Origin of the sequence: Streptomyces sp. NPDC048257 (assembly GCF_043201855.1) — a bacterium.
Lineage (GTDB): Bacteria > Actinomycetota > Actinomycetes > Streptomycetales > Streptomycetaceae > Streptomyces.
In genome coordinates, this window is sequence record NZ_JBICZI010000041.1 from 11,917 (window position 1) to 36,665 (window position 24,749).

Below are 24,749 nucleotides of genomic sequence, written 5' to 3' on the forward strand. Positions count from 1 at the left end.
ACCGAGCCTGCATCTTCCCCACCCACAGGCCTTCACGTCGACAGACGGTGCATGGTGAGCTCAGGGCAGCAGGAGTGGGCGGAGCATCGGGACGGCGGGCTGCGGCAGGAGTTCCTGAAGGGGCGTCGCCGCCCCGTGCCGGGCCGCCGAGCGGGACTTCCACCATGCGGTCATGGAAGGGGCGGAGCGGGCCCCGGGCAGCGGCTGACGCCACCGTGGACCGGACCCGTTCCCGGGGGTCAGAGTTTGATGTTCGCGATCATCGTCGCGAGGGAGTTCAGGAAACGGTTCACGTCGTCCGCGATCGAGCTGGACGCCAGGAAGAAGCCGAACAGCGCCGCGACGATGGCGGGGCCCGTCTTGATGTGGTTGCCGCGGATCAGCACCACCAGGATGACCGCCAACAGAACCACCACTGACAGCGAAATGGCCACTACTGATCACACCTTCGGTCGTCCCCTTGTCGGCCCGGGGCGCACGGCCAGGCACACCCCCACATGGACCATCCTCCCACCAACGGGCCTCGGCTATACGCCCCGTGACGAATAGCCATGGTTCTGTTTCCGCCAAGCAGATGTGCGACAGGAATATTTCGGGCGCGGGGCACGGGTCACGGGGTGGTGAGGCCGAGGAGGGAACGGATATTCGCATACTTTGCGGACAGCCGGTCGCGCGTGGCGTCGTCCAGCACGGAGAGCCGTACGGGGTCCGCGTTGTGCGCGAGGTCCGACTCCTTGACCAGCAGGGCGCCCGGGGTGGCCAGGATGCGGGCCGCGTACTGCTCGACCGGTTCGCCCGGGCGCTTGGTGAGCGCGAGGACCATTGCCTTCACCGTCTGCGGGAGCTCCGCCGAGTCCAGCCAGGTGAGGCTGAGCGCCTCGTCCTCGATGGCGTCGTGGAGCCAGGCCGCCGCCTGCTGTTCGGGGCTGCCGCCGCGCAGCCGGACGCCCTCGGCCACCGCCGCGAGGTGTTCGGCGTACGGCCGGCCGGCCTTGTCCGTCTGGCCCTCGTGCGCACTGCGCGCCAGTGCCTCGACCTCGATGAGGGTCAGGGGGCTGTTCGTCATGCGATCTCCCTTGCCGCTACGCCGAGGGCTTCCGCTGCCCGGCGTACATCCGCCTGCGTGGTACGCCAGTTGGAGAACGCGGCGCGCAGGGCGGCGGTTCCCCCGTAGACGGTCGGAGTGACGAACACCTCGTCGGCGACCGCCTCGCGCAGCGCGGCCAGCCGGTCCGCGGTCGGGGCCTCGGCGAGGGTGAAGCAGACGACGTTCAGGCGGACCGGGGCGAGGAGGGCGAAGACGGGGTCGGCGTCCAGGGCGGCGCCCAGGGAGCGGGCGCAGGCGATGTCGCGTTCGACGATCTCCCGGTGACCCCGGCGGCCGTACGCGCGCAGCGTGAACCAGGCGGCGAGGGCGCGCAGCCGGTGGGAGTTCTCCGGGGTGAGGTGCACGAGGTCGGGGTCGTCGCCGAGGGGGCCCAGGTAGGCGGCGGAGTTCTGGAAGACGCGGGCCTGGAGGTCGCGGCGGCGGGTGAACTGGACGGCGCTGTCGTAGGGGACGTTGAGCCACTTGTGCAGGTCGACGCAGAGGGAGTCGGAGGCGTCGAGGCCGTGGGCGAGGTGCGCGTGCTCCGGGGAGAGGGCGGCGAAGGCGCCGAACGCGGCGTCGGTGTGCAGCCAGAAGTCGTGCCGCTCGCGCAGGGCCGCTAGGGCGGGGAGGTCGTCGAAGTCGACGGTGTTGACGGTGCCCGCGTTGGCGACGACCACGGCCGGTCCGGGCGTGTCGGCCAGCGCCCGGTCCAGGGCGGCGGGGTCGACGGCCTCGCGGCCGGGCAGGGTGGGGACCCGGACCAGGGCGTTGCGGCCGAGGCCGAGGACCGAGAGGGCCTTGGCGATCGAGGAGTGCGGGGCGCCGGAGAGCACGCGGACCGGGCCGAGGGCCGCCGCGCCGTCCTCGGCCGGGGAGACGCCGAGGCGTTCGCCGAGCCATTCGCGGGCGATGGCGAGGCCGGTGGTGTTGGACATGGTGGCGCCGGAGACGAAGGTTCCGCTGTGGGCGGCGGAGAGGCCGAAGAGGTCGCGCAGCCAGTCCACCGTCTCGCGTTCGAGGTCCTGGCCGGCGCCGTCGAGCGCGGAGTTGGAGTTCTGGTCGTGGGCGGCGGTGAGCCAGTCCCCGGCGAGGGCGGCGGGGGTGGCGCCTCCTGTGACGAAGCCGAGGTAGCGCGGTCCCGCGGAGGCCGACAGCCGCGGCTCCCAGCGGTCGCGGAAGGCGGCGAGGGCGGCGTCCGTGCCGGTGCCGTCCTCCGGAAGCGGTTCGGGGGCGTACGGCTTCCCGGTGGGCGGTACGACGGGACGCGCGTCCAGGGTGGCGAGCGCGTCGGCGGCGGCGGCGCGGGTGGCGTCGAGGAGTTCGGGGAGCCGGGCGAGGTCGGCGGCGAGCGTGCGGTCCATGAGGGCACGGTAGGCGCGGCCGGGGCCGGGGGGACGGGCCAATCCGCGGGGAGTGGCCCGCGTGCCGTCGTAAGCTCACCGGATGATCGCGAAGCGGCGGACGAACCGGTGGACGAACCCGTGGACGAACCGGTTGACGAAGCGGTGGATACCCGGGCTGGTCGCGGCGGGCGTGTGGGCGGGGGCCGCGGGGTGCGCGGCTCCGCCGGCGCCGAGGGCGGCTCCCGGCCCGACGGCGGTGACCGCGAAGCCCGGGCCCGCCCGGGGCGCGCCCTCCTCGCGGCCGACCTCGCCGGAGCCGTGCCCCGAGGGCGGGGTCCGGCTCGTCGAGGGGGACGGAAACGCGGCGATGGGGCTGCGGGTGGCGGACTTCCAGCTGCTCAACTGTGGTGAGCAGCCGTACGTGCTGGAGGGTTACCCGCAGCTGTCGCTGCGCGACGACCGCAACGATCCGGTGGCGGTCACGGTGGAGCACGGCACGCAGGGGATCACCACGGGCGTGACGACCGCGGAGGAGCCACCGGAGCGGGTGACGCTGGCGCCGGGGCAGGCGGCCTCGTTTGTGATGGCCTGGCGCAACCTCGTCACCGACGCGGCGGTGCCGGCCACGACGGCGAAGATCGTGGAGGTCGAGCCCCGGCCCGGCGCGCCCCGGCTGTGGCTGCGGCTCTCCGCTCCGGTCGACCTCGGGAACACCGGGAAGCTGGGACTCGGGCCGTGGCGGCCGCCGGTCCGTTAGGGGGTCTCCGTCAGGGCGTCTCGGTCAGGGCGTCTCGGTCAGGGCGTCTCCGTCAGGGCGTCTCGGTCAGGGCGTCTTCGTCAGGCGTCCCTTTCGCTTCTTGCCCCGTGCCGGGCGGCTCAGGCGGCCGCCGCCGCGTGCGGCGGGATACGGCGGGCGGCGAGTGCGGTCATCCGGGCCGCGACGGCCGTCGCGGAGCTGCGCGGCAGGCGGTCCGCGATCAGGCCGTCGGCGAGGAAGAGCACCTCGTCGGCGTGGGCGGCGGCGGCCGGGTCGTGGGTGACCATGACGACGGTGGCGCGCAGCGAGTCGACGGCGTCCCGGAGCAGCCCGAGGACCTCGGCCGCGGTGGTGGTGTCGAGTGCGCCGGTGGGTTCGTCGGCGAAGACCACGTCGGGCCGGGTGACCAGCGCCCGGGCGATGGCCACGCGCTGCTGCTGGCCGCCGGAGAGCTCGGCGGGGCGGCGGCCGCCCTTGCCCTCCAGGCCGACACGGGCGAGCAGCTCGGCGGCGCGGGCCCGGCCCTGGTGCGCCGAGCGGCCGCCGACGAGGTGCATCGGGAGCAGTACGTTCTGCTCGACGGTGAGGGACGGCAGCAGGTTGAAGGCCTGGAAGACGAAGCCGAGGCGGCCGCGGCGGAGTTCGGTGAGCTCGTTCTCGTCCATGCCGGTGATCTCGGTGCCGCCGAGCCGGACGGATCCTTCGGTGGGCAGGTCGAGTCCGGCGGCGCACTGCAGGAAGGTGGACTTGCCGGAGCCGGAGGGGCCCATCACGGCGGTGAAGCTGCCGCGCGGCAGGCTGAGGTCGATCCCGCGCAGCGCGTGCACGGTGGAGCCGCCGCGTCCGTACGTGCGCCGTACGCCGCGCAGCGCGTGCACGGTGGAGCCGCCGCGTCCGTACGTGCGCCGTACGCCGCGCAGTTCCACGGCCGCCGCGGTGTCGTACCGCTCGTCCTGCGTGCCGCCGTGCCGCTTGCTCCGTCGGAACCCCATGGTGTGCCGCCTCTCGCCGCCGTCCTGATGGTGGCTCCGACGCTACGGATCATGGTGGGCCGGCGGCCATGACGCCGTCCGGCGGACCCGGGGTGGGGCAAACCCCACCCCCGCTCAGGCGGAGCGGCGGATGAGCAGGAGTGCGCGGTCGTCGTTGACGTCCTTGGCGACCTTCTCGATCAGGTGCCAGGCCGCGCCCTCCCAGCCGGCGGCGACGTAGCGGTCGGCCTCGCCCGTGAGACGGTCGATGCCCTCGCTGATCTCGCGGTCGGCGGTCTCGACCAGGCCGTCGGTGAAGAGCATCAGGACGTCGCCGGGGCGCAGGTTGCCGCGGGCGGGGGTGAAGTCGGCGCCGTCGTAGACGCCGAGCAGCGGGCCCTCGCCCGTCACCTCCTGCCAGCGGCCGGTGCCGGCGGAGAGCTGGAGGGCGGGGAGGTGGCCCGCCGAAAGGAGTTCGTAGTCGCCGGTCTCCAGGTCCAGGACCAGGTGGATGGAGGTGGCGAAGCCCTCGTCCCAGTCCTGGCGGAGCAGGTAGCCGTTGGCTGCGGGCAGGAAGCCGTGCGCGGGAAGCGCGCCGAGCAGCCCTCCGAAGGCTCCGGAGAGCAGCAGGGCGCGGGAGCCCGCCTCCATGCCCTTGCCGGAGACGTCGGTCAGGACGATCTCCAGGGTCCGGCCGCCGTTGGTGCGGGCCGCGACCACGAAGTCGCCGGAGAAGGACTGGCCCCCGGCCGGGCGCAGCGCCATCTCGCGGTGCCACCCGCGCGGCAGGGAGGGCAGCTTGCTCTGCACGCGGATGCGTTCGCGCAGGTCGAAGAGCATGGTGCCGCCGCGCCGCCAGGGCACGCCGACGCGGCTGCGGAACTGGGCGATGAGCAGGCCGAAGAAGCCGCAGGCGGCGACCACCAGCACGGTGCCCGGAGTGACGCGCGCCGGGCCCAGGGTGTAGGGGCCCAGCACGAGGGCTTCGACGATCAGTGCGGCCGCGGAGGCGGCGTACAGGGCGAGGAGACTTGCGGGCCGCAGCAGCAGTCCGCCGGCGACGATGGGCAGGACGAGCGCCGACGGCGAGAACCAGACGGGCATCATCAGCGTGCCGCAGGTGATGGCGGGCACGGTGAGGAGCAGTCCGCCGAAGGCGAGCCAGTCCGAGGCGTCGCCGCGGAAGTAGTCGACGGCCGATTTGCGCAGGGCGGTGCGCCCCCGGTGCGACAGCATGCGCATCCGGGCCATGAGGGATTCCACGCGTGCTCCGGCCATTGCATCGGGACCTTATCCATCCTGGCTGTGGATGCGCAGGGGTACCCCCGGACCAGGCGCCCGACGGCGTCCGAAAACGCGTCGACTGGCACGGATTGCCCTGATAGGGATGGCCGTATGGCTCTTGAGATGCGCGTATTACAGGCTGATGAGTGGGATGTCTGGTACGACCACCTGGAACTGGCGTTCGGTGGTGTGCCCGAGTCCCCCGAGGAGCGCGAGCTCTACAAGTCGCTGACGGACACCGACCGCTCGCTCGGCGTCTGGAACGGCGACACCTGCGTCGGCTCGGCCGGCGCCTTCACCTTCCGTCTCTCCGTGCCGGGCGGGGCGCTCGTCCCGGCGGCCGGCGTCTCGATGGTGGGCGTCTCCCCCACCCACCGCCGGCGCGGGGTGCTCACCTCGCTGATGCGGCGCCAGCTCGACGACGTCCGGGCGGGTGGCGAACCGCTCGCCGTGCTGACGGCCTCGGAGCCGGCGATCTACGGGCGCTTCGGCTACGGCACGGCCACCTACGCCCTGTCGCTGGACATCGACACGACCCGCGTACGGCTCTCCGTGCCGCCGGGGACGGACGGGATACGGCTGCGCCTCGTGGACCCGCGGGAGGCGCTGGCCGACTGCGAGCGGGTCTACGCGGCGCTGGCTCCCACCCGGCCGGGCGTGCCGGCCCGGCAGCCGGGCTGGGAGCGGTTCCCGCTGCTGGACCCGCCCTCGATGCGCGGCGGCGGGTCGCCGCTGAAGTGCGTGGTCGCCGAGCGGGAGGACGGCGAGGTGGTCGGGTACGCCCGCTACCGGGTCACGCCCGAGTGGGACCAGACGTGTTCGGAGGGCAAGGTCGAGGTGCGCGACCTCGACGCGCTGGACCCGGCGGCGTGCGCGGCGCTGTGGCGCTACCTGTTCTCGATCGACCTGACCTGGACGGTACGGGCGCCTCGGCGGCCGGTGGACGATCCGGTGCTGCACCTGGTGAGCGACGTCCGGCGGTCGCGGCCGCGGACGCGGGACGCGCTGCACGTACGGCTGGTGGATCTGCCGGCGGCGCTGGAGGCGCGGACGTACGCGGCGCCGATGGACGTGGTCGTGGCCGTCGAGGACGCGTTCTGCCCCTGGAACGAGGGGCGGTGGCGGCTGGCGGTGGATGCCAAGGGCGCCGCCCGCTGTACGCGGACCGCGGATCCGGCGGAGCTGGAGCTGTCGGTCCGGGAGCTGGGATCGGCGTACCTGGGCGGGATCACCCTCACCTCGCTGGCCGCGGCCGGCCTGGTGCGCGAGCTGCGCCCGGGAGCGCTCACGGAGGCCTCGCGCGCCTTCGCCGGGGACGTGGCGCCCTGGCTGCCGCACGGGTTCTAGGGGGGCCGCGCTAGCGGGACTGGCAGCCGGGGCACCAGAAGAGGTTGCGGGCGGCGAGGTCGGCGGTGCGGATCTCGCCGCCGCAGATGTGGCAGGGCAGGTTCGCCCGCCGGTAGACGTACACCTCGCCGCCGTGGTCGTCGACGCGCGGCGGCCGGCCCATGGCCTCGGGCAGGTGCTCGTCGCGGACGGTGTCGATGCGGTTGTTGCGCACGCCCTCGCGCATCAGGGCGGCCAGGTCGGCCCACATGGCGTCCCACTCGCCGCGGGTGAGGTCGCGGCCCGCGCGGTACGGGTCGATGCCGTGCCGGAAGAGGACCTCGGCGCGGTAGACGTTGCCGACGCCCGCGACGATCTTCTGGTCCATGAGCAGGGCGGCGACGGTGGTGCGGGAGCGGGAGATCCGGGCCCATGCGCGGTCGGGGTCGTCGCTCGCGCGCAGCGGGTCCGGGCCGAGCCGGGCGTGTATCGCCTTCTTCTCGCCCTCGCCGATCAGCGCGCAGGCGGTGGGGCCGCGCAGGTCGGCGTAGTGGTCCTCGTTCAGCAGGCGCAGCCGGACCGTGTCCGTGGCGGGCGGGGCCGGCGCGGGGCCGAAGCCGAGTTTGCCGAACAGGCCGAGGTGGATGTGGATCCAGGCGTCGCCGAGTTCCAGGAAGAGGTGCTTGCCGTGCGCCTCGGCGCCGTCCAGCTCCCGCCCGTCGAGCACGGCCGCGCTCTGCTCGAAGCGGCCCTGCGGGCTGCTGACGCGGACCGGCCGGCCCGCGAACCGCTCGGCGTGGTCCTGGGCGAGGCGGTGGATCGTATGCCCCTCGGGCACGGCGAACTCCTGAGAAGAATGAAAACGGCCGTGGCGCCCCCCCGGGGGGGGGCCCGCCCGCCGCGGGGGGGGGCCCGGCGGGGGGGGGGGGGGGGGGGGGGGGGGGGGCCGGGGGGGGGGGGGGGGGGGGTCAAAATGAATAGGGGGGGGGGGCGGGGGCGGGGGGGGTCCCCCCCCCCCCCCCCCCCCCCCCCCCCCCCCCCAAAACCCCCCCCCCCCCCCCCCCCCCCCGGGGGGGCCCCCCCGCCCGGAAGCGGGATCAGCCCTGCGGGTGGTGGGCCGGGATCGGGGGGAGCTCGCCGGTGGTCTCGTACGCGGAGAGCATCTCGATGCGGCGGGTGTGGCGCTCCTCGTCGGAGTACGGGGTCGCCAGGAAGGCCTCGACGAAGCTGACGGCCTCGTCCTGCGTGTGCATCCGGCCGCCGACGGAGATGACGTTGGCGTTGTTGTGCTCACGGCCGAGCTGGGCGGTCTGCACGCTCCAGGCCAGGATGGCGCGGACGCCCTTGACCTTGTTCGCGGCGATCTGCTCGCCGTTGCCGGAGCCGCCGATCACGATGCCGAGGCTGCCGGCGTCGGCGGCGGTCTTCTCCGCGGCGCGGAGGCAGAACGGCGGGTAGTCGTCCACCGCGTCGTAGATGTGGGGCCCACAGTCGACGGGCTCGTGGCCGTTGTTCTTGAGCCAGTCCACCAGGTGGTTCTTGAGCTCAAAGCCGGCATGGTCGGATCCGAGGTACACGCGCATGGGACGAGTGTGGCACGAGGAGGCCCGACAGCCCGCAGCGGGTGTCGCGTAAGTCACTTCTAAAGCTCAAGTAAACCCAAAGAACGCAGATGGGACAGGGCGGACCCGGGTCCTGGAGGTTCGTCCGAAGGCAACGATCCGGATTGAGGTCTTCCGTCCTGCGTTCATCTCAGGTTTGAATGCCGGGGCTCGCAACCCGAGAACCTAAGGATCCGTCCATGAGCTCCACGACGACCCTTCAGAAGGAAGGCGACCCCACCGGGAATCCCGGTGACGGCCAGCCCTCCGACGGTCTGAAGGCCGGTCTCAAGAACCGCCACCTGTCCATGATCGCCATCGGCGGCGTCATCGGCGCCGGTCTCTTCGTCGGCTCCGGTGGCGGCATCGCCAAGGCCGGTCCCGCCATCCTGATCTCCTACGCGCTGGTCGGCGCGATGGTCGTCTTCGTGATGCGGATGCTGGGCGAGATGGCCGCCGCCAGCCCGAACTCGGGCTCCTTCTCGGCCTACGCCGACCGCGCGCTCGGCCGCTGGGCGGGCTTCTCCATCGGCTGGCTCTACTGGTTCTTCTGGGTCGTCGTGCTCGCGGTGGAGGCCACCGCCGGTGCCGCCATCCTGGAGAGCTGGATCCCGGCCGTCCCGCAGTGGGCCTGGGCCCTGATCGTGATGGCGGTGCTGACCGCCACCAACCTCGGCTCGGTCGCCTCCTACGGCGAGTTCGAGTTCTGGTTCGCGGGCATCAAGGTCGTCGCCATCGGCGCGTTCGTGATCGTCGGCATGCTGGCCGTCTTCGGCGTGCTGCCGGGCTCCGACAACCCGGGCGCGGGCTTCGCGCACCTCACCGACGCCGGCGGGTTCTTCCCCAACGGCTACGGCGCCGTGCTCACCGGTGTACTGATGGTCGTCTTCTCCTTCATGGGCAGCGAGATCGTCACCCTGGCGGCCGGCGAGTCGGAGAACCCCCGCAAGGCGGTCACCCGGGCCACCAACTCCGTCATCTGGCGGATCGGCGTCTTCTACCTCGGCTCGATCTTCATCGTGCTGACCCTGCTCCCGTGGAACGACAAGTCGATCACCGAGAAGGGCTCGTACGTCGCGGCCCTGGACTCGATCGGCATCGCGCACGCCGGCACGATCATGGAGGTCATCGTTCTGACCGCCGTGCTGTCCTGCCTGAACTCGGGCCTCTACACCGCCTCCCGCATGGCCTTCTCGCTCGGTGAGCGCGGCGACGCCCCCAAGGCGTTCGCCAAGGTCAACAAGAGGGGCGTGCCGGTCGCCGCGATCCTGGGCTCCACGGTCTTCGGCTTCGTCGCCGTGTACTTCAACTACGCCTTCAAGGACACGGTCTTCAACTTCCTCCTCAACTCCTCGGGTGCCATCGCGCTCTTCGTCTGGCTGGTGATCTGCTTCACCCAGCTGAAGATGCGCGGGATCCTGGTCCGCGAGGCCCCGGAGAAGCTGACCGTGAAGATGTGGCTCTTCCCGTGGCTGACCTGGGCCACCGCCGCACTGATCATGTTCGTGATCGGCTACATGTTCGTGGACGACGCCAACCGCGAGGTCGTCACCCTGTCCACCCTGGTCGCCGGGCTGGTCGTGCTCGTCGGCGTGGTGCTGGACTTCCGCCGCAAGCGGGCGCTGCAGGGCTGATCCCCCCGTGTACGTACGCCGGAGCCCGGCCCGCCTCCTGAAGGCGGGCCGGGCTCCGGTGCGTTCGGGGTGGTGGCGCTCAGCCGCGGCGGCCGACCAGCTTCCAGGCGGTCGGCAGGGCGCCCATGGCCAGCGCGGCCTTGAGGGCGTCGCCGATCAGGAAGGGGACCATGCCCGTCGCCACGGCCGTGCCGAGGGACATCCCGGTGACGGCCATCAGGTACGGCACGCCCACCGCGTAGATCACGGCCGAGCCCACCACCATCGAGCCGGCCGTCCGCAGGACCGAGCGGTCGCCGCCGCGCCGTGCGAGGGCGCCGACGACGGTGGCGGCCAGCAGCATCCCGAGGACGTACCCGAAGGTGGCGCCCCCCGCGCCGGAACCGCCGCCCGCGAACCACGGCACGCCGGCCATGCCGACCAGGGTGTAGAGGGCGAGGGACAGGAAGCCGCGGCCGGCGCCGAGCGCAGTGCCGATGAGCAGCGCGGCGAAGGTCTGGCCGGTGATCGGCGCGGCCAGACCGTCGACCTGGACGGAGATCTGGGCGGCCAGCCCGGTGAGCGCGGCGCCGCCGACGACGAGGGCCGTGTCACGGACGCGGCTCGCGGGCAGCAGATCGGCGAGGACGGCGCCGGGCCGGAGGGAGACGGAGGCAGTGCTCATCGGGGGACTCCACGGGATGGGGGTGGCAGGACGATCACCGACGCTAGTGCGCGGTCTCCCGTTGCCCTACCGCTGCCCGGGACAAAGCCCTACTCCCCAGTTTGGTGGGGATATCACAAACTCTGCGCCCTACACCCGAGTCGACGTGATCCTCATCACGAGGAAGTTCAGACAACACGTCCGTTTTGCACGGACGACCGCCGCTCAGCGAGACTGTAGGGTCCCGCCAATCCTGATGCGGAGCCCCCACCGCCGCTGGGCCGAACGAGAGTACGAGCACCCTTCATGCGCGAGCGCCTGGAAGAAGCACCTCCCACGACGGGCGACCTGCCCGCGGAACCCCTCAGCCACAGCCTCAAGCAGCGCCACCTGACCATGCTGGGCCTCGGCGGCGTCATCGGCGCCGGGCTCTTCGTCGGCTCCGGGGCCGGCATCGGCATCGCCGGTCCCGCGATCATCTGCTCCTACCTGCTCGCGGGCGTCCTCGCGATGCTGGTGATGCGGGCGCTGGGCGAGATGTCGGCCGCCATGCCCGCCTCGGGCTCCTTCTCGGTCTACGCGGAGCGGGCGCTCGGCCGCTGGGCCGGCTTCTCGGCGGGCTGGCTGTACTGGTTCCTGCTGGTCGTGGTGCTGGCCGTGGAGGCCACCGGCGCGGCGAAGATCGCGAACGGCTGGGTGCCCTCGGTCGACCAGTGGGTCTGGGTGCTGCTCTTCATGGTGGTCTTCACCGTGAGCAACCTGGCCGCCGTGAAGAACTTCGGCGAGTTCGAGTTCTGGTTCGCCGCCCTCAAGGTCGGCGCGATCGTGCTCTTCCTGATCCTCGGCACCCTCGCGGTCTTCGGCCTGCTCCCGGACACCGAGCCGGTCGGCATGGCCAACCTCTCCGGTCAGGGGGGCTTCTTCCCCGAGGGCTTCGGCGGTGTGGTCGCGGGCATGCTCGCCGTCATCTTCGCCTTCGGCGGCCTGGAGGTCGTCACCATCGCGGCCGCCGAGTCGGACGACCCCGCGCGGTCGGTGTCCCGGGCGGTGCGCAGCGCGGTGTGGCGCATCCTCTTCTTCTACGTCGGCTCGATGGTGGTCATCGTGACCCTGCTGCCGTGGGACTCGCTGAAGCCGGGCGAGAGCCCCTACGTCGCGGTCCTGGACTCGATCGGCATCCCGGCGGCCGGCCAGATCATGAACATCGTGGTGTTCGTGGCGCTGCTGTCGGCGCTCAACGCGAACCTGTACGGGTCCTCGCGCATCGTGTTCTCGCTGGCCGAGCGCGGCGAGGCGCCCAAGGCGCTGCTGAAGGTCTCGGGCGGCGGCGTGCCGCGCCGGGCGGTGTTCGCCTCGGTGGCCTTCGGCTTCGTGTCGGTGGTGCTCAACCTGCTGTGGCCGGACACGATCTTCCTCTACATGCTCAACGCGGTCGGGGCGGTGCTGCTGTTCGTGTGGGCGCTGATCGCCGTGTCGCAGCTGAAGCTGCGCCGCCGGATCGAGCGGGACATGCCGGAGCGGCTGACCCTGCCGATGTGGCTGTTCCCGTACGCGACCTGGGCGGCGCTGGTCGGGATGGCGGCGGTGCTGGTGCTGATGCTGTTCGACGACTCCGCGCGGCCGCAGCTGCTGTGGTCCTCGGGCGCGGCCGCGCTGGTGCTGGCCGTGGCGGGGATCCGTGAGCTGCGGGCGCGGCGGCCCGCCTGACCCCGCCCCGGATCCGATGCCCACCAGGACCCCCGTGCCGTGGCGCGGGGGTCCTGCCGTTCCCGGGCCGGGTCGTACGGGCGTGATCACGATCCGTGAAACGACTGTCCGAATATCGGACAGCGGACGTCCGGTGGTCGGACAGCGGACACACTGGGGCCTGCTCCACCCCCGCACCTGACAGGCACACACCCCATGAGCCACAGCAGCACCGTCGCACCGCCCGAAGCGCCGCAGGCCGACGCCGGATCACCCCTCGGCAACGGACTCAAGCAGCGCCACCTCTCGATGATCGCCCTCGGCGGTGTCATCGGCGCCGGGCTCTTCGTCGGCTCCGGCGCCGGCATCGCCGCTGCGGGTCCCTCGATCGTGCTCGCGTACGCCGCGTCCGGGCTGCTCGTGATGTTCGTGATGCGGATGCTCGGCGAGATGTCCGCCGCCGACCCCGCCTCCGGTTCCTTCTCCGTGCACGCGGAGCGGGCGATCGGCCCCTGGGCCGGCTTCACCGCCGGCTGGATGTTCTGGACCCTGCTGTGCGTGGGCGTGGCCATCGAGGGGATCGGCGCGGCGCACATCATGACCGGCTGGTTCCCGGGCACCCCCTCCTGGATGTGGGTGCTGGTCTTCATGGCGGTGTTCTGCGGCTCCAACCTCGCCGCCGTCTCGAACTTCGGCGAGTTCGAGTTCTGGTTCGCCGCCCTCAAGATCGGCGCGATCGGGCTCTTCCTGGGCCTGGGTGTGCTCGCCGTGCTCGGCCTGCTGCCCGGCACCGACTCGCCCGGCGCGGCCAACCTGCTGCACGACGGCGGCTTCCTGCCCCACGGCGTGGACGGCCTGCTGGTCGGACTGCTGGCCTCGGTCGTCGCGTACGGCGGGCTGGAGACGGTGACCATCGCGGCCGCCGAGTCCGAGAACCCGGTCAAGGGCGTGGCCAAGGCCGTGCGCACCACCATGTGGCGGATCGCGATCGTCTACGTGGGCTCGATGCTGGTCATCGTCACCCTCCTGCCGTGGAACGACCCGGCGGTCACGGCGGACGGCCCGTACGCCGCCACCCTGGACCGCCTGGGCATCCCGGCCGCCGGCGAGATCATGAACGTGGTCATCCTGATCGCCCTCATGTCCGCGATGAACGCCAACATCTACGGCTCCTCGCGCATGGCCTACTCCCTCGTCTCCCGCGGCCAGGGCCCGAAGGCGCTGGGCAAGGTCAGCGGCCGGGTGCCGCGCCGCGCGGTCCTCGCCTCCTGCGGCTTCGGCTTCGTCACGGTCCTGCTGTCCTACTGGTACCCGGACACCCTGTTCGCCTGGCTGCTGAACATGGTGGGCGGCGTCATCCTGATCGTCTGGGGCTTCATCGCCGTCTCGCAGTTCGTGCTGCGCCGCCGGCTGGAGCGCGAGGCCCCCGAGAAGCTGGTCGTGAAGATGTGGGGCTTCCCGTACCTGACCTGGGTGGCGCTGGCCGGGGTGGCCGGGGTCCTGGTGCTGATGGCCCTGGGTGACGACACGCGGGTCCAGGTGATCTTCACCGGCGGGCTCACCGTCGCCCTCGCGGCGACCGGGTACGTGATGCAGCGCCGGGCCGCGGCCCGGTCCTGACGGACCCACAGACCCCGAGGCGGGCCCCGTGCGAAGGCACGGGGCCCGCCTTCGTCGTTCAGAGGCAACCCTTACATGTGACCTGGAATAGATACTGCTAGCGTGCAGTTGCGCATTGATTGCAATAAGCAGTTGGCACGCCGAGGGGACCGGATAACACGCATGGCCATCTACACGCTTCCTGAGCTTCCGTACGACTACGCGGCACTGGAGCCGGTGATCAACCCACAGATCATCGAGCTGCACCACGACAAGCACCACGCGGCCTACGTCGCGGGCGCCAACACCACGCTGGAGCAGCTGGCGGAGGCGCGCGACAAGGAGAACTGGGGCGCCCTCAACGGCCTGGAGAAGAACCTCGCGTTCCACCTCTCCGGCCACATCCTCCACAGCATCTACTGGCACAACATGGCCAGCCCGAAGACCGGCGAGGGCGGCGGCGTCCCGGACGAGAAGGACGGCCTGGGCGACCTCCCGGCCGCGATCACCGAGTCCTTCGGCTCCTTCGCCGCCTTCAAGAAGCAGCTGACCTTCGCGTCCTCCGCGACCCAGGGATCCGGCTGGGGCGTGCTCGCGTACGAGCCCATCAGCGGCCGTCTGATCGTCGAGCAGGTCTACGACCACCAGGGCAACGTGGGCCAGGCCTCGGTGCCGATCCTGGTCTTCGACGCCTGGGAGCACGCCTTCTACCTTCAGTACAAGAACCAGAAGGTGGACTTCATCGAGGCCATGTGGAACGTCGTCAACTGGCAGGACGTGGCCGCGCGCTACGCCGACGCCAAGGCGAACACCCCGCTGCTGATCCCCGCCAAGGGCTGATCGCGCCACCACAAGCCCGTCCGCCTCGTGATCGTCTTCTCAACCTTCACCGGCGGACGTGTCGAAACGGAAGACCCCCGTGAGGACGTGACTCACGGGGGTCTTCTGTGTGGTGCACCGGCCCGTCCTACTCGAAGGACGGGCCCTTGGTGCGGGTGCGCTTGATCTCGTAGAAGCCCGGGGTCGAGGCGACGAGCAGGGTGCCGTCCCAGAGCCGGGCGGCGGCGTCGCCGCGCGGGGTGGGGGTGACGACCGGGCCGAAGAAGGCGACGTCGCCCTCGGAGCCGGGAACGGAGATCACCGGGGTGCCGACCTCCTGGCCCACACGGTCGATGCCGTCGTTGTGCGAGGCCCGCAGCACCTCGTCGTACTCGTCCGAGTCGGCGTAGGCGAGCAGCTCGGCCGGCAGGCCGACCTCGGCCAGCGCCTCGGCGATCACCTCGCGGGTCGGCCCCTTCTCCTCGTTGTGGATGCGGGTGCCGAGCGCGGTGTACAGCTTGCCGGTGACTTCGTCACCGTGCTTCTGCTGGGCCGCTATCACCACGCGCACCGGGGCCCAGCCCTTGGGGCCGAGCAGCTCGCGGTAGACCTCGGGCAGCTCGTCGAGCTTGTTCTCGTTGAGCACCGCGAGGCTCATCACGTGCCAGCGGACCTCGACGTCGCGGACCTTCTCGACCTCGACCATCCAGCGGGACGTCATCCAGGCCCAAGGGCAGAGCGGGTCGAACCAGAAGTCGACCGGGGTCTTCTCGCGCACCTGGGTGTCGGTCATGTCTCTCCTCAGTCTCGGAACCGTTCGGAAAAGGGCATCACTGGGCTCACGTTCCCCGTCACCAACCAGTACGGAGTGGCGCGCATTCCCTCGTGCGAGGATTCGACACAAGAACGCGATCACGCACGAAGGAGTGCACGTGCCCGGAGAGAATCTGTCCCGCGAGGAGGCCCGTGAACGGGCCGAGCTGCTGTCCGTCGACGGGTACGAGGTGGTCCTCGACATCAGGTCGGCGGTGGACGAGGCGGAGCCGGCCGAGGGCCCCCGGACCTTCCGCTCGGTGACGACGATCCGCTTCCGGGCGGCGGCCACCGGCGCCTCCACCTTCGCGGACCTGATCGCCCCTTCGGTGAACTCCGTGACCCTGAACGGGCGCGCGCTGGACGTGGGCGCCGTCTTCGACGGCGCCCGGATCGCCCTCGACGGCCTGGCCGCCGAGAACGTCCTCGTGGTGGACGCGAACTGCGCCTACAGCCGGACGGGCGAGGGCCTGCACCGCTTCGTGGACCCGGAGGACGGCGAGGTCTACCTCTACACCCAGTACGAGCCGGCCGATGCGCGGCGGGTGTACGCGAACTTCGAGCAGCCCGACCTCAAGGCCCCGTACCGCTTCGAGGTGACGGCTCCCGAGGGCTGGCAGGTGTGGAGCAACGGCGCGGAGGAGTCCCGCGCGGCGGGCGTGTGGCGGTTCGCCGAGACCCAGCCCATCTCCACCTACATCACCTGCGTCGTCGCGGGTCCCTACCACTACGTGACGGACACCTACACGCGCGGGGACCTGACCATCCCGCTGGGCGCGATGTGCCGCAAGGGGCTGGCGAAGCACTTCGACGCGGATGACGTCTTCCTCGTCACCAAGCAGGGCTTCGACCTCTTCCACGAGCTCTTCGACTACCCGTACCCCTTCGGCAAGTACGACCAGGCCTTCGTGCCGGAGTACAACCTGGGCGCGATGGAGAACCCGGGGATGGTGACCTTCCGCGAGGAGTACATCTTCCGCGGCAAGGTCACACAGGCCTCGTACGAGCGGCGCGCGAACGTCATCCTGCACGAGATGGCGCACATGTGGTTCGGCGACCTGGTCACCATGAAGTGGTGGGACGACCTGTGGCTGAAGGAGTCCTTCGCCGACTTCATGGGTTCCTTCGGGCTGGTCGAGGCCACCCGCTTCGACCAGGCGTGGGTCACCTTCGCCAACAGCCGCAAGGCGTGGGCCTACCGCGCCGACCAGCTGCCGTCCACGCACCCGATCACTGCCGACATCCGTGACCTGGAGGACGCCAAGCTGAACTTCGACGGCATCACGTACGCCAAGGGCGCCTCGGTGCTCAAGCAGCTCGTCGCCTACGTGGGACGGGAGGCCTTCCTGGAGGGCGCGCGGCGCTACTTCAAGGCCAACGCGTACGGGAACACGACGCTGGACGACCTGCTGTCGGTGCTCGCGGAGGTCTCCGGGCGGGACATGGCCGAGTGGTCGCGGGCCTGGCTGCAGACCGCCGGGGTGAACGCACTGACCCCCGTCCTCACCTACGACGCGGGCGGCCGCCTGACGGAACTGGCCGTCGTGCAGGAGGGCGACGAGCTGCGCCCGCACCGGGTCGCCGTGGGCCTGTACCGGCTGGAGCCCGACGGGTCCCTCGTCCGCTACGCGCGGGCCGACGCGGACGTGTCGGGCGCGCGGACGGTCGTCACGGAGCTGACGGGCACGGAGCGGCCCGACCTGGTCCTGGTCAACGACGAGGACCTCACCTACTGCAAGATCCGCTTCGACGAGGGCTCGCTGGACACCCTGCGGGCGCACCTGGGCGGCCTGACGGACCCGCTCGCGCGGGCGCTGAGCTGGTCGGCGCTGTGGAACCTGACGCGCGACGGCCTGATGCCGGCGCGTGACTTCGTCTCGCTGGTACTGGCGCACGCGGGCCGCGAGACGGACGTCGGCGTCCTGCAGATGCTGCACGCGCAGACCCTGACCGCGGTCACCCACTACGCGGCCCCGGACTGGCGCGAGCAGGGCGGCCGCGAGCTGTCGGCGGGAGCGCTGCACGAACTGCGGGTCGCGGCGCCGGGGTCGGAGCACCAGCTGACCTGGGCCCGCTTCTTCGCGGCGAGCGCGGCGACGGAGGGCGACTTCCAGCTGCTGCTGGGGCTGCTGGAGGGCTCGGCCCGGATCGACGGCCTCGACGTCGACCAGGAGCTGCGCTGGGACTTCCTGCTGCCGCTGGCGGCGCACGGGGCGGTGGACGAGGGCGTGCTCGCCGCCGAACTGGCGCGCGACGACACGGCCTCGGGCAAGCGGCACCAGGTGCGGTGCCTGGCGGCGCGGCCGTCGCAGGCGGTCAAGGACCAGGCGTGGGCGGCGGTGGTCGAGTCCGACGCGCTGTCGAACGCGCTGGTGGAGGCGACGATCGCGGGCATGCAGCAGTCCTCGCAGCGAGGGCTGCTGGCGGGCTACGCGGGGCGCTACTTCGAGGTGATCGAGCGGGTGTGGGCGGACCGGTCGATCCAGATCGCGATGGACGTGGTGAAGGGGCTGTACCCGTCGCTGCAGGGTGACTCCGCCACGCTGGACGCCACCGACGCGTGGCTGTCGGCCCACGCGGATGCGGCTCCGGCCCTGCGCCGGCTGGTCCTGGAGTCCCGCGACGACCTGGCCCGTGCCCTTGCCGCACAGCGGTGCGACGCGGCGGCGGGCAACTAGCCCGCGGCGCCGCTGTCGGGGGCTCCGCCCCCGAACCCCGGTCCTCGAACGCCGGACGGGCTGAAAAGTTCAGCCTCGCCGGCGTTTGAGGCGCCGGGTCCCCCACATGGGCGCACCCCATCGGCAGTCGAACGCCCGTACTTTAGCCCCAGCTTGTCCGGATTTGTCGACGAGCGTGTAACAGGGGTTAGCAAGGCCATGGCCTGAGGGAATCACCGCGTCATGAACCACAACGCACCCCTCCCCCTCGCCCACCTCACCGGCAGCCGCCCCCGCGTGCTGACCCTCGCCCAGCTGCGCGAGCACGGCGTCACCGCCTCCGACGCGGCCGGGCGGCCCTGGCGGCAGATCCTGCCCGGGGTGTTCCTCCTCCACTCCGGGCCCGCGACCAGCGAGGAGCGGCTGCACGCCGCGCTGCTGTACGCGGGACGGCGCGGCGGCGGCGAGGCCATGATCACCGGGCTGGCGGCGCTCGCCCTGTACCGGTTCAGCTCCGCGCCCGCTCTGCTCGCCCTCTCGCACATCGACGTCCTCGTGCCCGGCACCCGGCGGCTGCGCTCCACCGGGGACGTGCGGATCGTGCGGACCCACACTCCACCCCGCTCCCAGGAGGTGACCGGACTGCCGGTGGCGCCCGTCGCGCGGGCCGTCGCCGACGCCGTCACCCAGCTCTCCGACGCCGGCACCGTACGCCGCCTGCTCAGCGAGGCCGTCCGCGGCGGGCACTGCGAACCGGCCGCCGTCGTACGGGAGCTGACGGTGGCCCGGCTGCTGAACCGGCCGCACGTGGTCGACGCGGTCGAGTCGCTGCTCGCGGAGGGCCGCGCCATCGCCGAGGACCGGCTGTACCACCTCGTACGGGGCTACGAGCTCCCCGACCCGGTATGGAACGTCGACCTGCGCCTGCCCGGCGGCCCGCACCTCGGCGGGGTCGACGCGTACTGGCCCGAGCACTCCGTCGCCGTGGAGATCGACACCCGCGCCCCGCGCCAGGGCGAGGACGAGCAGTGGTCCGAGTCCGTGCGCAAGCGGGAGACGCTGGAGCGGCTCGGGGTGACGGTCGTCCACATCACCCCCCGCAAGCTCCGTGACTGGCCCGAGCAGCAGGCCGCGGTCATCCGGACCGCCCTCACCGCGTCCGACGACCGGGAACCCGCCGCCTACCTGGTCGTACTGCCCAGGTGAGGCGAGTACTCCGGGGTGCTCCAGAGCAGCCGCCCCGGGTGCACGCTCTCCACCACCGACTCCACCCGGAAGCGGGTGCGGCGGCTGCCGTCGGCCCGGAACTCGGTCCGGGCCCGGCCACTGAGCTGCAGAACCGCCCCGTTCTCCCAGTCCGGGAAGAGCAGCCCGGCCCGCGGATCGGCGGTCAGGTTCCCCAGGGTCAGGAACATGGCGTTGCCCGCATAGTCCGGCCAGGCCAGCTCGACCGGCGAGAGCACCTCGACGAAGCCCGGCAGCCCACCCCGGTGACTGGCGTCGGCTCCGTCCGCCTCCGCCGTGGTGGCCACGAAGAAGGTGTCGGCGCCGCGTACGGTCCGCCGCTGGCCGGAGGTCAGCGCGTTGCCCCGCCGCACGACACCCGGCCCCCGCCGGGCCGGCTCCAGCGGCTGCCGCCGCTGCAGGTACTTCGGGCAGTTGCCGAAGACCTGCTCGACCTCGACCGCGAAGCCTCCCGCCGTCACCGCGAGGGTCCCGTTCAGCCGCATCCGGCGCCGGGTCCGCGGGTCGAGCGCGATGGTCCCGATCCGGGTCCCGGCCGTGGCCAGCGCCTCGGCGAGCGGGTCGCCCGCCGGTGGACCGCTCGCGACCACGATCCGGTCCGGCCCGGTGGCCCGTACGAAACCGGGCGCTCCGGTGAGCAGGGTGGCCCACACCCGCCCCGCACCGTCGGCGGCGCCGACGACCAGGTGCGGCTGGAGGCCCAGGAAGGCCCCGGCGACGTCCCGGACGCCCGTACCGATCGAGCGGCCGACGTGCTCGGCGAGGTCACGTACGCCGACCCGGTCCTGCACGGCCAGCGCGCCCCAGTGATACGGCCCGGGTGTCGGAGCTTGCATGACGGGTCCTTCCCCAGAGGGTTTCCGGCCTTCCGGCATCTAACCTTCCACATCGATGTTAAAGGTTAGAACCGAGGAGGTCAACCGCTCACGTACCCTTGAGGGGTTAGCCACACGGCGAGAGGGGCGAGAGAGACATGACGGCGGCGGATCCACGCCCCCTGACCGGGGAGCCGGTCGCCCTCGATCTGCTCAACACCCGCTGGGTCGCCGATGGCGAACCGCTGGACCTCTTCGCCGGCGCGGCCGGGCTCACCCGGGTGCAGGGGCTCGCGGTCTGGCTGGAGAGCGCCGGCCTGGCCGGTCGCTTCCGCGCCGACGCGGCGACCCTCGTCCACCTGCTGACCGCCCGTGAGGCACTGTCCCGCGCCGTTGCGGACCCGGCCGACGAGAGTGCCCGCAGCCTCGTCGACTCCGTGCTGGAGCACGGCCGCATCCGCGCCACCCTGACCGCCGAAGGCCCCGGCGAGCGCGCCGAGTTCGCCGATCCGGCCTGGGGACCGGCCTGGACGGCGGCGCGCGACTATCTCGACCTGCTGGGCTCCGCGCCCGACCGGATCCGCACGTGCGCGTCCGAGACCTGCGTCCTGCGCTTCTTCGACGTCTCGCGCAACGGCACCCGGCGGTGGTGCTCGATGGCCGCCTGCGGAAACCGGGCCAAGGCCTCACGCCACTACGCGCGCACGCGCGAGCGCTGAGCACCCGCAATCCGTCACCCCCGCACCGGGGCGCACCCGCGTCCCGGCGCCGGCACATGGCCGCCAAGTCGATAAATCGACCGATCAGCCCGTTTGGTTGGCACCGCTGTGCCCCGGTACGGCCGTACTGGCGTTTTCCTCGCGCTGGCGGGAGTCCGCCACGACAGGTCTCGGTCAATGACAACCCTCCCCAAAGAGCTGTCACGTAGGCCAAGCTGACCGGTCATCCGGCACCGTAATCCGGACCGTTTCTTTCACTTACCAGGGATGCTGATGACCCTCGAATCCCCCAGCTCCATACCCGGGGCCAGACGCGTCGCGCGCGTCGCGGCCGCGGCCGGCCTGGTCGCCGCCCTCGCGGCCACCGGCGCCGGGCCCGTCTTCGCGGCAACCGGCGCGGACACCCCCGGCGCCAAGGCGGCCGTCAAGTCCGCGGAGCAGAAGCTCGGTTCGGCCGACGCCGAGCTCCTCCAGGAGGCCAAGGCCAAGGGTGACGCGAACGTCACCGTCATGGTCGCGACGGCCCCGGGGCAGACGAAGCAGGTGGCCGACCAGCTGGGCGCCGTACAGGGCGCCTCGGTGGGCCAGACGTACGACCGGCTCGGCTACGTCCGCGCCACCCTGCCGACCGGCAAGGCGGACTCCGCCCTGAAGGCGGCGGCCAAGCTGTCCTCCGTGCACGGCATCGACCTGCGGCACGAGATCAAGCTGCCGGACCCGCGCCCCGACGCGGACCGCGAGGCCGGCACGGTGAAGAAGACCGCCGCCGAGACCTACCCGGCCCCGGACAAGAACACCCCGGCGAAGAACCCGTACAACCCGTCCTTCGAGACCGGTGCCGTCGACTTCGTCAAGAAGAACCCGCAGGCCGACGGCCGCGGCGTGACCATCGGCATCATGGACTCGGGCGTCGACCTCGGCCACCCGGCCCTGCAGAAGACCAGCACCGGCGAGCGCAAGATCGTCGACTGGGTCACGGCGACCGACCCGATCACGGACAACGACGGCACCTGGCGCGCCCAGATCACCCCCGTCACCTCCGCGGGCGGCACCTTCTCCGCGGGCGGCCAGAGCTGGAAGGCCCCCGAGGGCAGCTTCCAGTGGAGCCGCTTCAGCGAGTCGATCACCGCCACCGGTGACATGAAGGGCGACGTCAACCGGGACGGGGACACCACCGACCGGTTCGGCCTCCTCTACGACGCCGCCGCCGGCACCGTCCGCGTCGACACCGACCAGGACGGCGACTTCACGAACAACGAGCCGATGAAGCCGTACAAGGACGGCTACCAGATCGGCTACTTCGGCACGGACAACCCGGCGACCGAGGTCGCCGAGCGCATCCCGTTCGTGATCGAGATCCGCAAGGACGTCCCGATGGACCCGCTGGGCGGTGACTGGGTCGGCAAGAAGGCCGACTTCGTCAACGTCGGCATCATCGAGTCCGAGCACGGCACGCACGTCGCCGGCATCACCGCCGCCAACAGCCTCTTCGGCGGCAAGATGAACGGCGAGGCGCCCGGCGCCAAGCTCGTCTCCTCGCGCGCCTGCTCCTGGTCCGGCGGCTGCACCAACATCGCACTGACCGAGGGCATGATCGACCTCGTCGTCAACCGCGGGGTGGACATCGTCAACATGTCGATCGGTGGCCTGCCGGCCCTGAACGACGGCAACAACGCGCGCTCCGAGCTCTACAAGAACCTCATCGACACCTACGGTGTCCAGCTCGTCATCTCGGCGGGCAACGAGGGTCCCGGCGTCAACACCATCGGCGACCCCGGTCTCGCGGACAAGGTCATCTCCGTGGGTGCCGCGGTCTCCAAGGAGACCTGGGCCGCCAATTACGGCTCCGGCGTGACCAAGAAGTACAACATGTTCCCCTTCTCCTCGCGCGGTCCGCGTGAGGACGGCGGGTTCACGCCGACCATCACCGCCCCCGGCGCGGCCATCAACACCATCCAGACCTGGCTGCCGGGCGCCCCGGTGGCCGAGGCGGGCTACACCCTGCCGGCCGGTTACGGCATGCTCCAGGGCACCTCGATGTCCTCGCCGCAGGCGGCGGGCGCCAGCGCCCTGCTGATCTCGGCCGCGAAGCAGAAGAACATCAAGCTGACCCCGGCCTCCCTGCGGGTCGCGCTCACCAGCTCCGCGAAGAAGATCGCCGACGTCCCGGCGCACGCCCAGGGCTCGGGCCTGATCGACGTCCCCGGCGCGTGGGAGTCCATCCAGCGCGACGCCAAGGCGAACGAGTTCACCGTCAAGGCGCCGGTCGACACCGCGATCGACCAGTTCCTGAAGACCCCGGGCTTCGGCACCGGCCTCTACGACCGCGAGGGCGGCCTCAAGGTCGGCCAGAAGAAGGTCTACGACGTCGTCGTCACCCGCACCACGGGCGTCAAGTACGGCACCCGGCACGACCTGAGCTGGCGCAACGACGACGGCACCTTCAAGGTCATCGGCGGCTACGACTACGTGACGCTGCCGCTGAACAAGCCCGTCACCATCAAGGTCGAGGCCAAGGCCACGTCGGCCGGCGTGCACAGCGGCATCCTGCAGCTGGACGACGAGACCACCGAGGGCATCGACAAGCAGATCCTGACGACGGTCGTCGCCTCGGCCCCGCTGGCGAAGCCCTCGTTCACGATGTCGGACACCTCCTCGGTGCAGCGCAACAGCCACAAGTCCTACTTCGTCACCGTCCCGCAGGGCGCCAAGACCCTCGAGGTCGCCCTCGGCGGTCTGAAGCCGGGCAGCCAGACCCGCTTCATCTCGATCCACCCGTACGGTCTGGGCGTCGAGGACAGCGCGACCACCCAGTGCTACCCGAACTACAACAACCCGGCGAACACCTGCCGTCCCGACCTGCGCTCCTACGCCGACCCGCAGCCGGGCGTCTGGGAGATCGAGGTCGAGTCGCGCCGTACGTCGCCGCTGCTGGACAACCCGTATCGGCTGGACGTCTCCGTGCTCGGCGCGGCCTTCGACCCCGCGGTCAAGGTCCTGCCCGAGGTCAAGCAGGGCACCCCGGCGCCGGTCCAGTGGACCGTCAAGAACGACGCGGCGGCCGTCTCCGGCGGCAAGCTCAAGGGCGGCCCGCTCGGTTCCGCGAAGGTCGCCAAGCCGACCATCGCCACCGGTGAGACCCACACCACCGAGGTCACCATCGGCGAGGGCGTCTCCCGCCTCGACATCGCCATCGGCAAGACGTCCGACACCGGCGCCGACCTCGACCTCGACGTGTACAAGGACGGCGTCAAGGTCGGCACCTCCGCCGACGGCGACTCCGAGGAGGCCGTGAGCCTCGTCAACCCGGCCGCGGGCACCTACACCATCGAGGTGCTGGGCTACGCGGTCCCGTCCGGCTCCACCACGTACGACTACCGTGACGTGTTCTTCTCGGCCGCCCTGGGCTCCGTCCAGGTCGACGAGGCCGCCGCGGTGAACCTCGCCTCCGGCGCATCGGCGTCCGTCTCGGCGAACGTCCTGGTCAGCAGCCCGGCCCCCGAGGGCCGGCAGTTCTTCGGCCAGGTCCAGCTGCTCAACGCCCGCGGCACCGCCGCCGGCACCGGCAGCGTGCAGATCGAGAAGGTCCTCCCGTAGGACCCCGTGGCAGGGAACCCGAGGGGGGGGGGGGGGGGGGGGCGCCCCCCCCCCGGGGGGGGGCCCCCCGGGGCCGGGCCCCGCCCGCGCCGCCCCCCCCCCCCCGCGCCGCGCCGCCGCGGACGGGGCCACCCCCGGGTGGCGAACCGC

General features: G+C 71.8%; 21 protein-coding genes. 10 read left to right on the forward strand and 11 right to left on the reverse strand.

The features are described from left to right. Window positions 1-239: 239 nt before the first annotated feature. From ACGFZK_RS36700 to ACGFZK_RS36715, 4 genes are all read right to left on the reverse strand, one after another. A complete protein-coding gene (locus ACGFZK_RS36700) occupies window positions 240-434 on the reverse strand; it encodes a membrane protein (protein ID WP_030008564.1) in 195 nt (64 codons plus the stop codon). Between the two features lie 176 nt (window positions 435-610). Continuing rightward, window positions 611-1,066, reverse strand: coding sequence for an HD domain-containing protein (locus tag ACGFZK_RS36705; RefSeq protein ID WP_393853170.1), 456 nt, complete (start codon window positions 1,064-1,066; stop codon window positions 611-613). After that, complete coding sequence (locus tag ACGFZK_RS36710) at window positions 1,063-2,451, reverse strand: pyridoxal phosphate-dependent decarboxylase family protein (RefSeq protein ID WP_393853171.1); 1,389 nt, start codon at window positions 2,449-2,451, stop codon at window positions 1,063-1,065. Before ACGFZK_RS36710 ends, ACGFZK_RS36705 begins: the two co-directional genes overlap by 4 nt. Before the next feature lie 75 nt (window positions 2,452-2,526). After that, the gene (locus tag ACGFZK_RS36715; RefSeq protein WP_393853172.1) at window positions 2,527-2,835 is read right to left on the reverse strand and encodes a hypothetical protein; all 309 of its coding nucleotides are present in this window, start codon (window positions 2,833-2,835) and stop codon (window positions 2,527-2,529) included. Between ACGFZK_RS36715 and ACGFZK_RS36720 the strand changes: the two genes are divergently transcribed. Further along, entirely contained in the window at window positions 2,813-3,190 is a 378-nt protein-coding gene (locus ACGFZK_RS36720) for a DUF4232 domain-containing protein (RefSeq protein WP_393853173.1), read from the forward strand. The two genes, ACGFZK_RS36715 and ACGFZK_RS36720, sit on opposite strands and share 23 nt — an antisense overlap. Window positions 3,191-3,309: 119 nt before the next feature. On the opposite strand, the gene ACGFZK_RS36725 is transcribed toward ACGFZK_RS36720, so the two are convergent. Continuing rightward, window positions 3,310-4,182 (reverse strand): ABC transporter ATP-binding protein, encoded by an 873-nt coding sequence (locus ACGFZK_RS36725; protein WP_393853174.1) that lies wholly within the window; start codon window positions 4,180-4,182, stop codon window positions 3,310-3,312. Window positions 4,183-4,296: 114 nt separating this feature from the next. Continuing rightward, window positions 4,297-5,439, reverse strand: a complete 1,143-nt coding sequence (locus ACGFZK_RS36730; RefSeq protein WP_393853175.1) for a PP2C family protein-serine/threonine phosphatase — start codon at window positions 5,437-5,439, stop codon at window positions 4,297-4,299. A gap of 117 nt (window positions 5,440-5,556) precedes the next feature. On the opposite strand from ACGFZK_RS36730, the gene ACGFZK_RS36735 reads away from it, so the two are divergent. Further along, entirely contained in the window at window positions 5,557-6,792 is a 1,236-nt protein-coding gene (locus ACGFZK_RS36735; protein WP_393853176.1) for a GNAT family N-acetyltransferase, read from the forward strand. A 10-nt stretch (window positions 6,793-6,802) separates the two neighbouring features. On the opposite strand, the gene ACGFZK_RS36740 is transcribed toward ACGFZK_RS36735, so the two are convergent. Together ACGFZK_RS36740 and ACGFZK_RS36745 are read right to left on the reverse strand one after the other, a co-directional pair. Further along, window positions 6,803-7,609 carry an Fpg/Nei family DNA glycosylase gene (locus tag ACGFZK_RS36740; RefSeq protein WP_393853177.1) on the reverse strand — a complete coding sequence of 269 codons (807 nt, stop codon included), beginning with the start codon at window positions 7,607-7,609 and terminating at the stop codon, window positions 6,803-6,805. Window positions 7,610-7,868: 259 nt separating this feature from the next. Next, entirely contained in the window at window positions 7,869-8,354 is a 486-nt protein-coding gene (locus ACGFZK_RS36745; RefSeq protein ID WP_393853178.1) for a ribose-5-phosphate isomerase, read from the reverse strand. A gap of 218 nt (window positions 8,355-8,572) precedes the next feature. Between ACGFZK_RS36745 and ACGFZK_RS36750 the strand changes: the two genes are divergently transcribed. After that, entirely contained in the window at window positions 8,573-10,006 is a 1,434-nt protein-coding gene (locus ACGFZK_RS36750; RefSeq protein ID WP_393853179.1) for an amino acid permease, read from the forward strand. 79 nt (window positions 10,007-10,085) lie between these two features. Here ACGFZK_RS36750 and ACGFZK_RS36755 read toward each other — a convergent pair whose 3' ends face one another. After that, entirely contained in the window at window positions 10,086-10,670 is a 585-nt protein-coding gene (locus ACGFZK_RS36755) for a biotin transporter BioY (RefSeq protein WP_393853180.1), read from the reverse strand. A gap of 285 nt (window positions 10,671-10,955) precedes the next feature. On the opposite strand from ACGFZK_RS36755, the gene ACGFZK_RS36760 reads away from it, so the two are divergent. The 3 genes from ACGFZK_RS36760 (at window position 10,956) to ACGFZK_RS36770 (ending at window position 14,774) form a co-directional block, all read left to right on the forward strand. After that, window positions 10,956-12,356 carry an amino acid permease gene (locus ACGFZK_RS36760; RefSeq protein ID WP_393853181.1) on the forward strand — a complete coding sequence of 467 codons (1,401 nt, stop codon included), beginning with the start codon at window positions 10,956-10,958 and terminating at the stop codon, window positions 12,354-12,356. 195 nt (window positions 12,357-12,551) lie between these two features. Then, a complete protein-coding gene (locus ACGFZK_RS36765; RefSeq protein WP_393853182.1) occupies window positions 12,552-13,955 on the forward strand; it encodes an amino acid permease in 1,404 nt (467 codons plus the stop codon). Window positions 13,956-14,117: 162 nt separating this feature from the next. Continuing rightward, complete coding sequence (locus ACGFZK_RS36770) at window positions 14,118-14,774, forward strand: superoxide dismutase (RefSeq protein ID WP_393853183.1); 657 nt, start codon at window positions 14,118-14,120, stop codon at window positions 14,772-14,774. A gap of 127 nt (window positions 14,775-14,901) precedes the next feature. Here the strand turns inward: ACGFZK_RS36770 and ACGFZK_RS36775 are convergent, their stop codons facing one another. Beyond that, window positions 14,902-15,546, reverse strand: a complete 645-nt coding sequence (locus ACGFZK_RS36775; protein WP_393853184.1) for a DsbA family protein — start codon at window positions 15,544-15,546, stop codon at window positions 14,902-14,904. A gap of 139 nt (window positions 15,547-15,685) precedes the next feature. On the opposite strand from ACGFZK_RS36775, the gene pepN reads away from it, so the two are divergent. Beyond that, window positions 15,686-18,244, forward strand: a complete 2,559-nt coding sequence (gene pepN, locus ACGFZK_RS36780) for an aminopeptidase N (RefSeq protein ID WP_393853185.1) — start codon at window positions 15,686-15,688, stop codon at window positions 18,242-18,244. A gap of 222 nt (window positions 18,245-18,466) precedes the next feature. Next, the gene (locus ACGFZK_RS36785) at window positions 18,467-19,429 is read left to right on the forward strand and encodes a hypothetical protein (RefSeq protein ID WP_393853186.1); all 963 of its coding nucleotides are present in this window, start codon (window positions 18,467-18,469) and stop codon (window positions 19,427-19,429) included. On the opposite strand, the gene ACGFZK_RS36790 is transcribed toward ACGFZK_RS36785, so the two are convergent. Further along, on the reverse strand, window positions 19,405-20,304 hold the full coding sequence (locus ACGFZK_RS36790; RefSeq protein ID WP_393853187.1) for a pyridoxamine 5'-phosphate oxidase family protein: 900 nt from the start codon (window positions 20,302-20,304) through the stop codon (window positions 19,405-19,407). The two genes, ACGFZK_RS36785 and ACGFZK_RS36790, sit on opposite strands and share 25 nt — an antisense overlap. Window positions 20,305-20,441: 137 nt before the next feature. Here ACGFZK_RS36790 and ACGFZK_RS36795 point away from each other — a divergent pair, with 137 nt between their 5' ends. Beyond that, the gene (locus ACGFZK_RS36795; protein ID WP_393853188.1) at window positions 20,442-21,002 is read left to right on the forward strand and encodes a CGNR zinc finger domain-containing protein; all 561 of its coding nucleotides are present in this window, start codon (window positions 20,442-20,444) and stop codon (window positions 21,000-21,002) included. A 273-nt stretch (window positions 21,003-21,275) separates the two neighbouring features. After that, on the forward strand, window positions 21,276-24,599 hold the full coding sequence (locus ACGFZK_RS36800) for a S8 family serine peptidase (protein WP_393853189.1): 3,324 nt from the start codon (window positions 21,276-21,278) through the stop codon (window positions 24,597-24,599). The last annotated feature ends 150 nt before the right edge of the window (window positions 24,600-24,749 follow it).